The following is a 16,230-nucleotide window of genomic DNA, read 5'->3' on the forward strand; positions in this document are numbered from 1 at the left end:
CGACTTATCAACATTTGAAATTAATTTAATGAAATAAACTACTAAAAATGATGCAACCTAGAACCTTAAATCTTATTTTATTTCTGTCGCTGATTGCCTTGATTGTCTTTGCCTGTAGCTATCAACTCAGTCAATTTAGCGCACTTGCTAACGCTGAAGGTATGTTGACAGATATGCGATCCCTTGTACTATCTGATATTCGCTTGCCACGCATTTTGTTGGCGGTTCTTACTGGTGCAAGCCTTGCTTTAGCGGGCAATGTAATGCAGGGAATTTTTCAAAATCCATTAGCCAGCCCGGGATTATTAGGCAGTGCCAATGGGGCAACTACTGCTAGTGTGTTTATTCTGTACTATTTCTCTGCGCCCTTTACTGTATTACTATTCGGTGGCATTGTGGGGGCATTATTGAGCTTTTTAATCGTTTATTTCATCGCCAGAAATTATGGTACTACAATGATGATTTTAAGTGGCGTGGCGGTGAATATGTTACTCGGCTCCGCCATCGCCTTGTTACTTTCCAACGCGCAAAGCCCTTGGGCATTAGCGGAACTTTATCGTTGGCTACAAGGCTCGCTGATGTGGGCAAAATTTGATATGTTATTGCTTTCGCTGCCGATTGTCTTTATTGGCATTTTCTGTATTTATAACCAACGGCGCTATGTTGATTTACTGACCTTCGGCGAAGAAACCGCTAGCACAATGGGCATCGATCCCAAACAGAGCTTTTTTATCACGACTTTTGGTGTGGCATTGCTCGTAGGAGCGACGATTCCGCAAACGGGGACTATTGGCTTTATTGGCTTAATCGCACCGCACTTTGCTCGTATGCTGCTTAAAAAAAGTCCGTCACAGCTTTATCTTACTAGTAGTCTAATCGGTGCTTTGCTATTACTAGTAGCAGATCTCAGCATTTTGTATATTCCATTCTTCTCACATATTTATATAGGCACCCTCACTGCACTTATTGGTGCCCCTGTGTTGATTTGGATTTTGCTTACACAACAGCGAAGAATTGCGAATTAAAATAGAAGCTAGTCCTGTACCTGTCTATTATCTCTCAGATTTTCAGGTTGGCACAGGTCGCAACCCTTATGGAAACATGATGATAAAAGTAGAAAATTTAACCTTATCCTACGCTTTAAAAAACATTAGCTGCCACATTCCGCAAGGCAAATTAGTTGGAATTATGGGCGCAAACGGCGCAGGTAAATCGACTTTGCTTAAGGCAATGGCTGGGATTGTGCCTGTTACACGCGGTAAAATTTGGCTTGGCTCTCGCAAATTGAGTGAGCTATCCCCTACAGAACGTAGCCAACAGATCGCTTACCTCGCCCAAAGCACTGCCATTCATTGGGATTTAAGCGTCTATGATGTCATCGCCCTCGGCTTGCCGCAGCTGTTGCCAGCGGACAAAGAGCAGCAAAAAGTGCGGTCAATTTCCGCCCAGTTTTCGATTGCTCACTTGCTCGATAAACCTTTCCAACAGCTTTCTGGCGGCGAAAAAACTCGCGTCCAACTCGCGCGTTGTGCCATTAAAAACGCGCCTATTTTGCTTGCCGACGAACCTATCGCCGCCCTCGATCCCTACTACCAAATCGACATTATGGAGCAACTCAAGTCTCTAACACCTGAAAAAACTTGTGTGGTGGTGATTCATCATTTATCACTGGCGTATCGGTTTTGTGATGAAGTGGTGTTGCTCAAAGATGGCAAAATTATCGCGAGTGGTAAAACTGAAGAGATTTTAACTGAAAATAATCTTGCTCGAGCTTTTAGAATTAAAGTAGAGATTGATCAAAAAAGTAAAGAGATTATCAATATAAAAACATTATAATTTTAGTTAATAAAGTTGTAGCCGACCGCGAAATTCGAGAAACACAACCGCTTAAAGTGAGAAATTTTTACAGATTGATTTTTCCCATTTTAAGCGGTTTTTTATTGTCTTTAAATCGTGTTTAAACCACCTTTAAAATTTATAAATCAAATTATCCTCGTACTTACCGTTATAACTTGCTGATGCATTAACTGTAATTCGATTGACTTTATTAAATGCTTGCCAATTATCCCATTTATCTTCCACCATTGCTTCAATAAATCTAATAAACTCGGATTTTGTTGAGCTGAAGAAGATAAATGGTGGTTTTGTGAGGTGAATTAATCGTAAGAAGTCGATTAAATCAAAATAACTAGCCTGTTTGTAGCTTTCCTGTCTTGTACACAAATAAGGAGGATCTAATATTAATAATACCTTTTCGTTATCTATAAACTTAGGTAATAGTTGATGAAAAGACTCATTAATAACTTCTAAGCCATCCAGATAACCATCGGCTAATTCATAGTCACTTTTTCTAATGCAATTATAGAAACGCTGCTTAAATAGCTCATCTAAAGAGTTCACTTGCTGACCGCTAAAAAGCAGCCATGAAGATCATTGACAGATCTGTCTAAATACACACAAATCGCTAGAATAATTGCCATCAATAACGCACCTCCAAATTGAATCGTGCCTGTTGTAGAAAGGCGTCCATTATCATTTGTGATGAGTTCTTTGAGTCCCATGTAATACTCCTTATTCAAATAAGTGTTCATCATTAATCACTTGCTCACTGTCGAGCCAGCTCCATACGTCAAAACAAGGGCAATCTTTCAGCCACTCGTTAGGTGTGATTATGCCGTCGCCATTTAAGTCAGGGCTTAAATCACGATGTCCACAAATACGAGCGCTGGGAAATCGGCTTTCTAGGTTGCGTAAGAGTTTGTGCAAGGCTTGCCATTGTTCGCGAGTATATTCACCATGGTTTTTACCCATACCAGTGATGCCTCCCACAAGACAAATGCCAATAGAATTTTGATTATGACCTCTGACGTGGGCACCTGTTTCACCAACCTCACGTCCAGTCTCAACCCTGCCGTCAGTATCAATAATGAAGTGGTAGCCCACGTGTTTTAAGTGTGGGTTAAAGCGTTTGATATGAGCAAGATTGCGTTTAAAGCCTCGCTTTGCGTGCCATTGGTCGATGTGTTCGGCTGCGGTTTGATTGTTGGTGCGTAACTGTTTTCCGTTTCGTGTAGCAGAACAATGAAGCACAATTTTGGCGATATGGATGGATAATGACATTTCTTAAAACTCCTTTAATAGACATTAAAGAAAGTTTAAGAAATCTAAGACTATTACTACATTAAAGCACTTTAAAGAAAAGGCTGTCATAAGACAGCCTTTAAATTAATGGTTACGATATTTATGTGCTGGGATCTCAATGCGGAAAACACCGCCTTGAGGATGATAAATTCGTTTACCGTTCTTAGTGATGTATGGGGTAAAAATTACCACCACTTGCTCACCATTAGGATTGGTTTCGAATACCATGTAAACCTCCTCATACGTTAGGAGGGCGTATTTATTATTGTAATTTTGTGAGAAAACACACAATTTACAAACTTAATCCTTGCGAAAATCTACTAAAAGAGTAAAATCTGCATTGCGTTTAGGTTAAGAAAATCAGTAACGCCCTATGGAACTGATTTTTTTGCTCTTTATTTATATTTAATAAAGTACTGCAATACTTTATTAAATCTTAGAAACCCAGTCCTTGTGATTGGGTTTTTTACATTCCATCAAAGTCAAGTTCTAACTGTGGTGAGATGCAAAATCCTAGTCTTTCTAATACAATTTCTGCAAATGTATCAGCTTGCCATTCAGCATCTTCATTCTTGGTAGGTGGTATCTTCGCGTTATGTAATACCGCTCTGTGCCCTAAAAACAAATGCCCAAATTCATGAAAAATAATGAAGAGCGATGTTCTATCCCCTCTACAGGCTAAATTATAGGTACTTTCGGGGATTGTTATCGTAAATGTGTTTGGATCAAAATGCCCGCGAGTTAGATTTTTTGTTGACTTAGCCCATTCTTCATCAGATTTTACCGATATATTAATAATAAAATTACTTCTCTCTTCAATTTGTTGAAAAACCTTTTCGCATTTCTTTCGTACCCGTTTATTGAGTGCGAATTCATTACAAAAATTTATTGCAATAGAGGCTACTTCTACTTCTTGCATAGGATGGACTCTATTCCCACGTAATTCGTATATACTCATTTTTTCTCCTTTTCATGACTAATACGAGTTAATAATTCTGAAATTTGAGCTAGTTCTTGAGCGGTATAACGCGAGTTAGCAAATCCAGCCACAAGCATCTTATGATTCTCGGATAAACCCTCAATCGGTACATTTTGATTAGATACATCAGCTAATTGTTGTAAATTAGCAAGTTCAATACCTTTTTCTTTGAAAAAATGAGTGATTTCAGCAACCCATTTTTTAGAAATCTTCTTACTACCAGTTTCCAGTCCGCTCAAATATGCTGGGGTAGTTTGTAATGCCTGAGACATTGTAAGCAAAGTTTCACCGGCATCAATTCTAGCCTTACGAACAGCTTTGCCGAATTCTGTAAGTGCCATAATATAAATCTCCTAATCCTAGTTAAATTACTCCTATGGAGTAACAAATTGAATAATACATAATAAATATAAATAATTCAACTTTTTTAGTTAAATTTTTATACATTAAAAAACGCCCTTCTGGACGTTTTTTCTCACTTATAACGGTTACGTATTGCCAAACATATCAAACTGCCGTCTTGCAATTTCTTCTTTAGTGACCTTCTTCACAATTTGATAAATCCATTGCATAGATACGTTGTATTTTCGTGCAAGTTCTCTGTGATTTGAGCCGTTAAATTCGTTGAAAATTCTGCGGTCACGTTCACTAAGCAATAAGACGAGATTACGTGGTATATAAATCACTTCACCGCCCCAGCTTTGAGCGATATGGCTTGCGACTTCGATACCGATTTGCTTGGCTAATTCTGAGTTGAACTCGTTGCTTTTTACTTTCGTTAATAATTGAGTTTCAATATGTTTAGCTAAATCAGCTAAGATTTCAGGTGCTTTTTCATCAAAAATATCCGCATTTGTACTCATCATTTAGCTCCTATTTTGTTATCTTTCCACGCTTTCCAAATATCGTAGCCTTCTAAGTTTTCAACTGGTTGCCCCAATCGATATATACGATCTATGTATAAAATGGCGTCTTCTATTTTTTTATCTTGTTCTTCAGATATTGTTTTCTTTTGTTGTTGCTCTTCAGCTTTACATCCTCCAACACCTGAGAAATGTGGTTTATTTGTTTCATACACTTGTTTTAAATAATTATGGTTTACCAATGGGGCAGTGTTTTTATATTCACGGCGTTTATTTTGTACTGCGTTCACCGTTTCGCTTAATGCATGGGCTAACAAATGAGATTGAGGAAATAAACTTAATACATCATTAATTAGCTTTACTGCTCTTGCATTATTTAATGCCGATTTTGCAGGGCGAAAGAGAGCAATATAACTAACCAGAGGACGAGCAATACCGTATTTCAACTGAGTTAAAATTGTGAGTAATTCACGTCCCGCATCGTCCTCAAGTAACTGATCTAAATTGATATCAGAGTGGCAAACGGGACAACGACCTAATTTCATTCACTTACTCCTTTTCTTAATGTATTTATTTCTCGCTCACGCCACTTTTTCAAGCGTTCTAATACAATCGTTCCTTGTCTGTAATCTAATGCAGCTACACCCAACACCATTAGTTTTTTAGGCTTTAATATGGGATTGATCACATTACGCACAAATTGATTTAATGCTTCTTCCGAACCATCACGCAAAAAGCCTTGTTTTGACATTTCAATCCAAACAGCTCGAATTTTTAAAGCAATGTCGTGTTTGACTACGGCTTTTCCTGAACTTGGACTGTGATAGTTTGAAGTGCGAGTTTTTTTGTGAAAACCTGCTGCGTTATTTTGAAAGCCTTTCGTTTCTAGCGCACTTAGCACTTTCTCTAACTCTGCAACTTTCATCTGTTTACAGGTACTTTTTCCTGTCAAATTCATTAATAAAGAACGATAAGTTGATTCATCAATTGACAGCTTGTGCTTGGCAATATGGATAAGTTGAATATATTTTGCTTTAGTGTATCGCATGATGTTTTCTCGTTTATGTTAAAACACATTATTCAGCCCACTTTGGGTTTGGGAAGTGGGCTGTAAATGGGTTTTATATGCTTCTTTTCCTTTTTTTTATAAAAGCTTTTACTAATTTAGCGTATAGGATTATTCCATCTAAATTTGCAATAAAATCTGAAATAAACTCTTCTTCAGTGTAAGTATTATTCTCGGTTGGATCGTTTTGTTGTAAGAACTCTGTCAAGGGAAGATTTCTATAACTCATAAATGTCTCATAACAATATTTGCTGATATCGTCCATTGCATCTAAATTAAGTAAGATTAATGAGCCTTCTAATTGATATTTGTTAAAAAAATCATCTTTTGTCATTTTCTCTACCTAATTGATCTCTACTGGTGTCATTCGCCAATTGAGGCGTTTTAGCTGTAATGTTGCAGTTTGTAGTAATAAAGTGTTGGGTTTTCCCTCTGTGCTTCTCAAAACTTCATCTTTAGCGAGCTCTAATAATTGTTGAATCGTATCGATTTCTTCAACAAGATCCTGTTTATTCATAATTTCTCCTTTATTATCTTAAAACACATTTTGAACGCCCCTTAAAATCGGTTTTAAAGGGCGTTTAAATGGGCTTTAATCTGATTACATCACTTCCTGTTCGAAAGGTTTGATAATAAATTCTTCTTCACCTGATTTGATATTTATTCCCTCAATAGCAGAAACAGCTTGTGGGTCTGCTAATACAGCTTCTTTATTCACTTCCGATTTCGTTCTGATGAATTGATATAAACCAAAACTTTCAAGTAGCTCAATGACTGCTTCAGCATTTCTGACACTGACTGAAGGTGGCTTAATACGCCATTGCACCTCACCTGTTACGAATGAACCAGTTTTGCATTTGCCGTTATCGGTCAATTCATTTCTATGTACTTCACACCACATCTGAACACCTTTTTGCATTGGTTTTAGTTCTTCTTTCACACTGTCTAAAAGTGGAGCGTAACGTTCAGAAATAGCGGCAAGTTCATCATTCATTTCCGTTGCTAAACGTTGTAATTCGCGTTGTTTATCACCGATTTCTTTAATTGCAATTTGCACTTCATCACGACTTTGGTAGATTGCCGTTTGAGTTGCACTTTTCATTCTGGTTGCTTTCTTAGCCATTGTTTTTCTCCTGTTTTTCATCAAATAATCCCATAGCCTCTGCCATATTGAACATAGCTTCATACGTCACTAAGCAAGCTTTATCATTGCCGTCCGCTTTAATTTCAATGCCCGATGAACGTTGATATACATTAACGTGATATGTTTTGTTATTGATTTCTGTTATTGCATCTCCGATGTGTTCTTTCAATGTAATACCTAATTTTTCATATCGAACTCCTAGCTTCTCTAACTGAGCTTTGCATTCTTCTTTTGTGATTTGGTTTTCCATTTTTTCTCCTGTTTATTTTGGAATATCATTAGTTTTGGTTGTACAAGTGTATGGGTAGAAGTCTTCATTAATCTTCGGCGTGATACCGCCTTTACTTATTACTAAGTAAGTCACACCGTTTATACATACTTCTGAAATTTGTCCTACTAGCCCTATATATGTTTTATCTCGACTGACTTTTTGTATTTCGCCACATCCGACTAGAGCAAGCAGACTGAAAATCACGATGCTTTTTTTCATTTTCTTTACCTCGCTAGTTAAGATACTTACGCCAAATCACACGAATACCTTCAACTGTCATTTGGGCTTCTTGATAGCGCTTACCGTCTGAACCAGTGATGAAAACAAAAGCTTTGTTTTCACTCTCTAACCGTTCAGTGTTAAAGCAAGGTTGTACACGTAAGGTAGGACGGATTTTTTCAAAATGAATGTTAATCACGCTAAGCCCCATTTCATCTAGCTTGTTAATTGCTTTTTGTACTTGTTTTAGGTATTTGCTCATCACTTCATTATTGTGATTGAGCGTTGTTTGTTGCTGTCCGTTCATCATATTTAGTTCGCTCCCTTCATTTGTGCTTGTGCCGTTAAAATCAGATCTAATGTGATCACTTTTCCTTGTCCCTTAGCTGTCATGCCCGCAAGACGTAGATATTGTGTTAAGGCTCTCAAACCACCTTCCTTGCCGCCAATGTCGTAAAGCACTGTCATTAAATCGTTGTCTGTTACATCTAGCCCCCACGCTTGCGCAATCGCTTTAATATCGCCCTTTGTGCTGGCTTTTAAGCCACAATTGTTGCCGATACGAGACCATAAACGGGCGTATTCATGGGCTTGGTTTACGCCACCTTGAATGCGTGTATAGACTTTGTCATTGCCAATTAATGCAAAGCCCACTTCAGCCTCTTCTTGAATAATGCGGATTTCCTCTAAAGCGTCATAAGGAAGGTGATCGCTTTCATCAATAACGACTAAACCTTGCGTACCTTTAATTTTCTTGGTGATAAGGCGACTTAAGCGGTCTTTACGACGTGGTGCATCATTAATGCCAAGCTCTAATGCAAGTTCGTATAAAATTGAACTTAGCGTTGCTCTTGCTGGGCTTGCGGTAATCATCCACACGTTTTGATTATGCTTTTTGTATTCTTGGCAGGCTTTTGTCTTACCCACACCTGAAGCACCGTAAACAGTGACCATTGTGGGTAAAATGCGTGCCATATCTAACGCACCAAATACTTTCTTAGCAGTTGGAATTTCGATAAAGTGCGGTGCTTCTACGAAGACTTTTTCTTTCTTTTCTTGTGTCGCAAGCCAGTTCGTGAGTGCACTCTCGATGTTGTCGATATTGCCTGCATAATTACCCTTTAAATAAGCACTCAATGCACCTGCTGAAATGCCAATTTGCTGTGCAATATCACGTTGACTAATATTTCCTGATGCTTTAATTGCATTGATTTGGTTAATTAAGCTCATTTGATTTCTCCTATTTAATGCCTTTTTCCTGTTTAATCATTTCAAGACCTTTACGCCAGCCCTGCTCGAAGGTATCTTCTTCATCATCAAGAACGACTTCTGTCTTTTTCACTACATTGCCTTGTGTGTGAAAGAGTTCAATAATTTGGGGTTGTTGGATTTCTTCTTCAAAAGTTGGCTCTGGTAGAAAACGAGCAGACTCCTGAGCATCCATAGAAAGTTGTGCTTTTGCCGCTTGTTTTTGCGCTTTAACCCATTTTTTACGTGCTTTATCGTGTTCACGACCTGCTGCTTTATCACCGAATGCTTTAGCACTTGAACAGAAAGCTTCTGCTAAGAAAATGCCGTCTAATGAATACACCCAAACTTTGTTGTGTAGGTCGGCAGGGTCAAACTTAACCACCACTTTTTTATGGTGGGAGCCGATGAGATCAATTGCTTCGTATTCGTTTTTACCGCCGTGGACTTTACCCCCAACATCAAGTGTAAATTTGCCGTTTTTCTTGAGGGTAGTTGCCTCACTCATGAGCATTAAGAAACGCATTTGTTCTTGGCTGGCTTTACGCACTCTCGCTTTTGCATAGTCACGTTCAAACACTTGGCTGAAACTGTAAACGCCTTGACAGATTTCGGTTTCACGACCTTCTCGTTCGTTAAAGGTACGGATGCCATCTTCTAACGCTAAGATAAAGGTGTCATAGTCCACACCTGCTTTCCCACCATTGTAGTTGTCGGGTTTGTTGTAGATATTTTCCCCTGCGTAGAACCCTGCTAATTTAGGGTGTTTATCTACTAACTCACCAAGCCCCCCGTGAGAAAATGCACGTTCAACTGGTTTTGCTTGTCCGTGACCTTTACCAAACTGTATAGAAGTCCATAACAATTCGATACCTAGCAGAGGAATGATCCCTTTCACGTCATCTTCTTTTACTTTGAAGCGATAGCGGTTTTTCACCCCACCTGTCATCCATTTATTCGCAGCAGCCCTTGTGTTATCAATCGTGCATTTTTTCGGTATGCCGTATTTCCAGATTAAATCCATCAAGCTTAGGCGGATGGTGTCGCTGTTTTCGCTTAAATCGACACGGTACGCTAAGATTTTGCGTGTTCTAATGTCTTGCCAAATCCAAGTTTTCGGTCTGACGATGTCGCCGTTATGCCATTCAACAAACACGTTGTGCTGATAGCCATCACCGTTGATCCATTCCAAGGCTTCTAAATCAGCCACACTGCGTTGCATGGTTGGGTAATATTGGCTAAGAGCATGCTCGCCATCTCTTAAAAACACTTGTTGCACTTTTGGTATTTCACGTTCGATTTTGCGTTTCACACTGCTTAGGGAAGGGATGACCCAACCTTGTTCATGTGCGGCACGTTTTAATCTTTCATAACAAGAACCAAGCTGTGGGCGTTCATTGCGGAAATAATCTGCTTTGAAGGATTCCCACGCTTCAGGCGTGAACTCAGCTTCTGCACTTTTTCTGTTTGTGCCGTGTTTATCAATCAATAACGGCAACCAATCAGAACGTTCAAAGGTTCTCACTTTGTAGTACCAGCGTTTAAGTGAGCCTTTCGCTACATTAAACTCGGTCGCCACCATCTCTAATGCATCCATTAACTTGATATTATTGCGAGTTAAATCATCAATTTTGTGTAACAAAACTAGCTTTTGTTGTGCTTCCGAACGTTGTTTTTCACTCGCTTTGTCAAACGGTGCCCAAATGACTTCAGGTAAGTAGTTTTTGTGCGCTACACCACGAGTTGGCTCTGTAAAACATTTGTTCTCAGTGTGTTTTAATAAAATTTCAGCTTGGATTTCTTGCGGTAAACTCTCAAATGCATATTCAAGTCCACCACCGCGACCTTCACGTTTACGTGCGGTCCAACACTCACGTTTTGCTTTTTCTTGTACATTTTTGTGTGCGTGCGGTGCAGAATTTAACTTAAATGATGCAATCTCCATTGCAGAGTAGTGCGTTTTTATTTTTAAGTTACTCATAAACGTTCCTTTTCTCTTTCATTTAACGTAAAAGTTGTTTATGATTAAAACTTATCAATTAATTTTGGACGAAAATTACGTTGTGAAAATCGCTCAGCCCATATAACTTCAGGCGGTACGCCAATTGCATTCGCAATGATTCGTTCACATTTTGGATAAGATTTGTTTAACGCAGATTTGAGTGTGCTGTAGCTCAGCTCACATTCTTCTGCTAAGGAACGTAATGACCAGCCATTCTTTTTTAAGGCTGCGATGATATCCGCACGATGCCAGTCTGTTGCGGCTTTTTTAGTTTCGTTTAATACACCCATTTTATACACCCTTTGAGCTGTCTTAATGAGTGTATTAAAATGTAAAAGTTTAATTAAATCAGGCGTAAATGTTTAAATGTTTGAATTATTTTATGTAAAAGTTTAATTTTATATAAAAAACAAACACTTAAAACAAACATTTATGCGTAAATCTTTGCGCGACAAAAGGTAAAAGATGAGTAAGCCAAACATTTACGATAAGGACTTTTCTGAGAGAATGTCTTTAATTGCAAAAACACTGTTTAAAGATAACTACAGTGAATTTGCAAGAGCAGTAGGAGTTGTACAGCCATCACTTGTTAGATGGGTCAAGGGAGAAGCTGACACGAGCCGAACCAATTTGATAAAAATTGCAGAAGTAACCAACGTAAGTGTTGAATGGTTACTGACAGGAAAAGGAGAAATGTTTAAAAGCGCTGAAAACACTATAAAGAAAAACGCAACATCTGTATCTGAGCCATCAAATGTGGTGATGATACCAAGTTATTCGTCCGTTCAGGTTTCAGCAGGATTTGGTAGCTTTAATGATGGCGTGACTAAACCTGATGATTATATTCCTTACCCAACGTCATTATTACAAAAACTGGGCGTTAAACCACAATTTGCTGCGGTATTTTGGGCGAATGGTACGTCAATGCGCCCAACCATAGATGATAAAGATCAAATGTTAGTGGATTTAGCTAGAAAAGAAATCAAGGGCAATAACATTTATTTGGTTCAGAGTGAGTCCAGCGTTTGGGTGAAGCGTGTAAAAATGAATTGGAACAGTATAGAATTGATTTCAGACAACCAAGAAGAGTACAAGCCAATTATTCTTTCAAAAGATGAAGCTGAAAAACTTCAAGTTATTGGGCTAGTCACCCATATTGGAAAAAATATGATTTAAACGCAATTTAAACACTTTTAAACTTGGTTTTTAATTTCCCATTTTAAACGGTTAAATTTGCATTTTCGCGAATTTTTTCCCATTTCATTATTTTTCTTTTTTCTTGATATAAAACAGGGGCTAAATTCTCTCAAGCCCCTGTTTATGCGGTTTCCGTCCCATTTAATCCCGAATTTTCCCGCCAAATCCCTATTTCTCTTTTTTTCTCATTTTAAATGGTTGGTTACAAAAGTATATAACTTATACTAAGTTTAGAAGCTGAGCTTCAATTTATTGAGGTAATAAAATCAATAACTTTATATAATTTCACAAATTATTTAAAATCTTCAAGAGGTTAATTTATGTCAACTATTGATAAAGCAATATTAGATACAGATAAAGTTATTTGTAGAAATATAGATAATCTATGTGGAGAGAGAGGTTTTTTATCTCAAAATATATTGTCTCATTTAAGAAACTTAATAGAATATATTAGTCAGAAAATATTTGTTTGTTATTCTGAACCTAATGATTATGAAAGTAAAAAGAAAGCGTTAAAAAATTTAAAATATAAAAAACAAGGGGAGTTAAAGTTTCTATATGATTTTCATGAGCTATTGCAAAAATCCGTTTCTCATTACACTCTTGATGAAAATAGTTCAGAAAGATTAATGTTGAAATATTATGAATATTTATTAAAAACTAAGAGCTACTTGAAAAATCATTATGAGCTAGAAATTTTAGGTAATATTCATAAATTTCCAATAAATATAGATAAGGGATTGCAGGAGTATTACGAGAAAATTTATGCGAAAATATTTCACGCATCAAAAGAAGGAAAATATTTAGATTATCAGGATAGATATTATATTAAAAAAGTAAAACCAGTTTTTTTTAATGGTGATGTTTTCTATGAAGTTACTTTTAATATTGCAGATGATAAAGTAAGTAAATTTGACCGAATAATTGCATTTACTAGGCTTGATATTTTAAATAATTATGCAGTAAAACTAAATATAAGGGAAGAGTTTATTGATGTTTTAGAAAATAAAATGCCTATAAAAATTATTGATGCTTGGGAGGTATCAATTAGACCATGTGAGTTGAAAAGCTTTTCAAAAATATTTGGAATGCCATCTGTGCATCATGCAAGCAAAGAATATTCTGCATTAATGTATTTATTAACAAGCAGAAATATAAATTTTTTAGATGTTATTAAGTTTGAAGATAATGAATATGATAATTTTAAACAAGAAATTATTGATAAAGCTAAGACTGATAATTTTGTTAGAGTATTAGATAGATGTAGAAGTATTGTATTAGGACAAATAAAAGGATGTAATGTCATAGCTTATTTGCTTTATAGATTGAATAATAAAATTATAAAAAAACAGTATTCTGAAAATAAATGTCATCAGCTATCTGATTTAAATTTATCGTATGGTTGTATTCCTTTTGACGAGATGCCATTTGCAACATCTTTAGTGAATCACAATCCAACAATATATGATTTGATGGGTAGTATAAATGATGTTGGTAGAGAACATGAATTCTTAGCTAGGAGTATTAAAAATAAAACGGAGACTGATGGCACGCTTTTTGTTCATAAAAATAATTTAGTAAACTTTCCTAATTTAAGTAATTTGCTACAAACTTATAATGGTAAGATATATCACAAGCATAATAATAGAAAACTCATTGAATATGGAGATTATATTTATACGAAGGGTTATGTAGAAGATTGTAACTATATAATAGATAAAATAAAATCATTATCAAAATCTGGTTTGTCAGGATATGCTAATTCAGTTGATTCTTGGCTTGAAAATACTTCAAATAATATTGACTGCCCACAAAAATTAGGTTTATTAAAGAATATGTTCAAAGATTCAAAGGTTTCTCTTATTTATGGATCAGCAGGAACAGGAAAGTCAACTATGATAAATCACATTTCTAAATTCTGGTCGGATAAAAATAAAGTATTTTTAACTAATACAAACCCAGCAATAAATAACTTAAAAAGAAAAGTAACTTCTAGTAATTGTACTTTTTATACAATAAATAAATTTCTTATTTCTAAACATATAAATAGAAAAATGGATATATTGATTATTGATGAGTGTAGTACTGTTAGTAATAGAGATATGAAAGAGATTTTAAATGTATCAAAGTTTGAATTACTTGTTTTAGTTGGGGATTCTTATCAAATTGAATCTATAGTATTTGGAAATTGGTTCTATATAATAAAAGATTTTATTAAATCTTCATCAATACTTGAACTTACTATCCCATATAGAACCTCAAATAAAAAGCTATTAACTATTTGGGATAGAGTAAGAAATCTCGATATTGCAATATTGGAACCTTTGGTTAAGAATGATTACTCCACTTATTTAGATACATCTATTCTAGAAAAAAGAGAAGATGATGAGATTATACTTTGTCTAAATTATGATGGTATATATGGAATTAATAATATTAATAAATTCTTACAAAGCTCTAACGAAAATGAAGCAATAACTTGGGGGGTTAATACTTATAAAATTGGCGATCCAATATTATTTAACGAAATAGAAAGGTTTTACCCTCTTATTCATAATAATATGAAAGGTAAAATTATAGATATTAATAAATATGATAAAAAAATCGATTTTACTATTGAGCTGGATATAGCAATAAATGAATTGGATGCGAAGATATATGACTTTACTTTATTGGGGAATTCAAATAATAGTAACTCAATAATTAGATTTTCAGTTAATCAATATCCAGGGACTGATGAGGATGATGACTCATCTAGCTCTCTAGTACCATTCCAAATTGCTTATGCGGTATCAATACATAAAGCACAAGGATTAGAATATAAGTCAGTAAAAATTGTGGTCACTAATGAGGTTCAAGAGTTAGTTACCCATAATATCTTTTATACGGCTATTACGAGAGCTAAAGAAAAACTCAAAATTTACTGGTCTCCAGAATCAGAAAAGAAAGTTCTAGAAGGTTTTAAACTTAAGAATTCCAATATAGACATAGGATTGTTAAGAAAAATAATGAATAATTGATATAGAAAAAGTTTTAATTTGGTCTGGTTATATAATCTATTTAACTTAGATAGTGTTTTAAAAACTCTATTTTTTATAGTTTGAGTTATTATTAAGGCACTAGTAAATAAGTGAGTAAGTGCTAGATTTAAAGTAATAAGTTTGCGTTTGCTCATCCATAAAACTTCAAGAAAATAAGCAATTTTAAGTGGCTATGATAGCTAAAATTATCTATATTCGCATCTACTTAAAACAAACTCTGCTGCCCTTCCAAAAACTCAGGCTTGGCTTTCACATCAAATCCAAGCTCCGCCAAATAGCCTTTTAACGTTTCGATATTGTAGAACGAATGGCTTTTAGTAGTGTTTTGGAAATAGAGATAGAGCCTGTCAAATTCGGCTCGGCGTTGGTGGAGTAGGAGAGCTAAACCTTGTAATTCGGCTTCGATATAGCGGTAATCGTGGCGTTCTGCCGCGGATTGGGCTTTGTGCCAGTGCGGATTGCGACCGTGTAGACGCAGGTAAGCAGTGCGTTGGTTGGGGTAAAATTGAAAGTCGGGCAGCCCGATATTTTGCGGATAATCCACATTACACCAAATGAGGTTCTCTTTGCCGCGAAAATAGTCCAACACCGACTGCGTATGCCAACTTGGGTGGCGAAATTCAATCGAGAGCGGGTAGTCGGCAAACCACGACACCAGCTCAGCAAGATAGTAGCGGTTGGCGTGAGTGCGTTCAAAACTGGACGGAAACTGCACGAACAAATTCGCCAAGCAATTTGCTTCCACCAACACTTGCAACGCCTGTAAAAAAGCAATTGCTTGCGCGCGCGTGGCGGTGCGTTTATGGCTAAAATCCTGATGTAATTTTACCGAAAACTTGAGCCGCCCCTGCGCCTTTTTCAGCATTCCCTGCAACGCCTTCGCCCCAATCGGCGCGTGAAAGGTGCTGTTGATCTCAACTGTATCGTAGTGCTGGCTGTAAATGGATAGAAATTCGGTTTTTTCTGTACCAAAAGGGTACAGCGACCCGATTAAATCAGTATCGCTGTAACCGCCTGTGCCGATGAGGATTTGGGGTGTTTGCATAGGAAAATGATTAA

Annotated in this window: 21 protein-coding genes and 2 pseudogenes; 4 read left to right on the top strand and 19 right to left on the bottom strand. The window is 36.5% G+C overall.

Features of this window, described 5'->3' with window-relative positions; genetic code table 11:
- Window positions 1–47 precede the first annotated feature (47 nt).
- Both C0975_RS01370 and C0975_RS01375 read left to right on the top strand, forming a co-directional pair.
- A complete protein-coding gene (locus C0975_RS01370; RefSeq protein WP_101774607.1) occupies window positions 48–1,025 on the top strand; it encodes a FecCD family ABC transporter permease in 978 nt (325 codons plus the stop codon).
- Window positions 1,026–1,104: 79 nt separating this feature from the next.
- Complete coding sequence (locus tag C0975_RS01375; protein WP_101774608.1) at window positions 1,105–1,836, top strand: ABC transporter ATP-binding protein; 732 nt, start codon at window positions 1,105–1,107, stop codon at window positions 1,834–1,836.
- Window positions 1,837–1,968: 132 nt separating this feature from the next.
- On the opposite strand, the pseudogene C0975_RS01380 reads toward C0975_RS01375, so the two are convergent.
- From C0975_RS01380 to C0975_RS01455, 18 genes and pseudogenes are all read right to left on the bottom strand, one after another.
- A pseudogene (locus C0975_RS01380) lies at window positions 1,969–2,430 on the bottom strand (hypothetical protein); the annotation flags it as partial.
- Between the two features lie 8 nt (window positions 2,431–2,438).
- A pseudogene (locus C0975_RS01385) lies at window positions 2,439–2,561 on the bottom strand (DUF2644 domain-containing protein); the annotation flags it as partial.
- Between the two features lie 10 nt (window positions 2,562–2,571).
- Window positions 2,572–3,120 carry an N-acetylmuramoyl-L-alanine amidase gene (locus C0975_RS01390; protein ID WP_101774611.1) on the bottom strand — a complete coding sequence of 183 codons (549 nt, stop codon included), beginning with the start codon at window positions 3,118–3,120 and terminating at the stop codon, window positions 2,572–2,574.
- Window positions 3,121–3,225: 105 nt separating this feature from the next.
- On the bottom strand, window positions 3,226–3,369 hold the full coding sequence (locus C0975_RS11310; protein ID WP_167383020.1) for a hypothetical protein: 144 nt from the start codon (window positions 3,367–3,369) through the stop codon (window positions 3,226–3,228).
- Between the two features lie 238 nt (window positions 3,370–3,607).
- A complete protein-coding gene (locus C0975_RS01395) occupies window positions 3,608–4,099 on the bottom strand; it encodes an ImmA/IrrE family metallo-endopeptidase (protein ID WP_245853271.1) in 492 nt (163 codons plus the stop codon).
- Window positions 4,096–4,461, bottom strand: coding sequence for a helix-turn-helix domain-containing protein (locus C0975_RS01400; RefSeq protein ID WP_101774612.1), 366 nt, complete (start codon window positions 4,459–4,461; stop codon window positions 4,096–4,098). The genes C0975_RS01395 and C0975_RS01400 overlap by 4 nt, the downstream gene beginning before the upstream one ends.
- 147 nt (window positions 4,462–4,608) lie before the next feature.
- Complete coding sequence (locus C0975_RS01405) at window positions 4,609–4,983, bottom strand: Mor transcription activator family protein (RefSeq protein ID WP_096743639.1); 375 nt, start codon at window positions 4,981–4,983, stop codon at window positions 4,609–4,611.
- Window positions 4,983–5,528: a hypothetical protein gene (locus C0975_RS01410; RefSeq protein WP_016533303.1), complete on the bottom strand. Its 546-nt coding sequence runs from the start codon at window positions 5,526–5,528 to the stop codon at window positions 4,983–4,985. The genes C0975_RS01405 and C0975_RS01410 overlap by 1 nt, the downstream gene beginning before the upstream one ends.
- A complete protein-coding gene (locus C0975_RS01415) occupies window positions 5,525–6,031 on the bottom strand; it encodes a gp16 family protein (RefSeq protein WP_101774613.1) in 507 nt (168 codons plus the stop codon). The genes C0975_RS01410 and C0975_RS01415 overlap by 4 nt, the downstream gene beginning before the upstream one ends.
- Window positions 6,032–6,104: 73 nt before the next feature.
- A complete protein-coding gene (locus tag C0975_RS01420) occupies window positions 6,105–6,383 on the bottom strand; it encodes a hypothetical protein (protein WP_101774614.1) in 279 nt (92 codons plus the stop codon).
- 9 nt (window positions 6,384–6,392) lie between these two features.
- The gene (locus tag C0975_RS11315) at window positions 6,393–6,566 is read right to left on the bottom strand and encodes a hypothetical protein (RefSeq protein WP_167383021.1); all 174 of its coding nucleotides are present in this window, start codon (window positions 6,564–6,566) and stop codon (window positions 6,393–6,395) included.
- A gap of 84 nt (window positions 6,567–6,650) precedes the next feature.
- Window positions 6,651–7,172, bottom strand: coding sequence for a host-nuclease inhibitor Gam family protein (locus C0975_RS01425; RefSeq protein WP_101774615.1), 522 nt, complete (start codon window positions 7,170–7,172; stop codon window positions 6,651–6,653).
- The gene (locus C0975_RS01430) at window positions 7,165–7,443 is read right to left on the bottom strand and encodes a hypothetical protein (RefSeq protein ID WP_101774616.1); all 279 of its coding nucleotides are present in this window, start codon (window positions 7,441–7,443) and stop codon (window positions 7,165–7,167) included. The genes C0975_RS01425 and C0975_RS01430 overlap by 8 nt, the downstream gene beginning before the upstream one ends.
- A 12-nt stretch (window positions 7,444–7,455) precedes the next feature.
- Complete coding sequence (locus C0975_RS01435) at window positions 7,456–7,683, bottom strand: hypothetical protein (protein ID WP_101774617.1); 228 nt, start codon at window positions 7,681–7,683, stop codon at window positions 7,456–7,458.
- 13 nt (window positions 7,684–7,696) lie between these two features.
- Window positions 7,697–7,993 (bottom strand): hypothetical protein, encoded by a 297-nt coding sequence (locus C0975_RS01440; RefSeq protein ID WP_101774618.1) that lies wholly within the window; start codon window positions 7,991–7,993, stop codon window positions 7,697–7,699.
- A 2-nt stretch (window positions 7,994–7,995) separates the two neighbouring features.
- Window positions 7,996–8,913, bottom strand: coding sequence for an AAA family ATPase (locus tag C0975_RS01445; protein ID WP_101774619.1), 918 nt, complete (start codon window positions 8,911–8,913; stop codon window positions 7,996–7,998).
- A gap of 10 nt (window positions 8,914–8,923) precedes the next feature.
- Window positions 8,924–10,912: a transposase domain-containing protein gene (locus C0975_RS01450; RefSeq protein WP_101774620.1), complete on the bottom strand. Its 1,989-nt coding sequence runs from the start codon at window positions 10,910–10,912 to the stop codon at window positions 8,924–8,926.
- 44 nt (window positions 10,913–10,956) lie between these two features.
- The gene (locus C0975_RS01455) at window positions 10,957–11,223 is read right to left on the bottom strand and encodes a helix-turn-helix domain-containing protein (protein ID WP_101774621.1); all 267 of its coding nucleotides are present in this window, start codon (window positions 11,221–11,223) and stop codon (window positions 10,957–10,959) included.
- Window positions 11,224–11,398: 175 nt separating this feature from the next.
- Here C0975_RS01455 and C0975_RS01460 point away from each other — a divergent pair, with 175 nt between their 5' ends.
- Together C0975_RS01460 and C0975_RS11545 are read left to right on the top strand one after the other, a co-directional pair.
- Window positions 11,399–12,109, top strand: a complete 711-nt coding sequence (locus tag C0975_RS01460) for an XRE family transcriptional regulator (RefSeq protein ID WP_101774622.1) — start codon at window positions 11,399–11,401, stop codon at window positions 12,107–12,109.
- 341 nt (window positions 12,110–12,450) lie between these two features.
- Complete coding sequence (locus tag C0975_RS11545) at window positions 12,451–15,150, top strand: ATP-dependent DNA helicase (RefSeq protein ID WP_101774623.1); 2,700 nt, start codon at window positions 12,451–12,453, stop codon at window positions 15,148–15,150.
- Between the two features lie 226 nt (window positions 15,151–15,376).
- Here C0975_RS11545 and C0975_RS01470 read toward each other — a convergent pair whose 3' ends face one another.
- The gene (locus tag C0975_RS01470) at window positions 15,377–16,216 is read right to left on the bottom strand and encodes a DUF72 domain-containing protein (RefSeq protein WP_101774624.1); all 840 of its coding nucleotides are present in this window, start codon (window positions 16,214–16,216) and stop codon (window positions 15,377–15,379) included.
- Window positions 16,217–16,230: the final 14 nt, after the last annotated feature.

The sequence above is a fragment of the Pasteurella oralis genome (assembly GCF_002850605.1).
GTDB classification, from domain to species: Bacteria; Pseudomonadota; Gammaproteobacteria; order Enterobacterales; family Pasteurellaceae; genus Pasteurella; species Pasteurella oralis.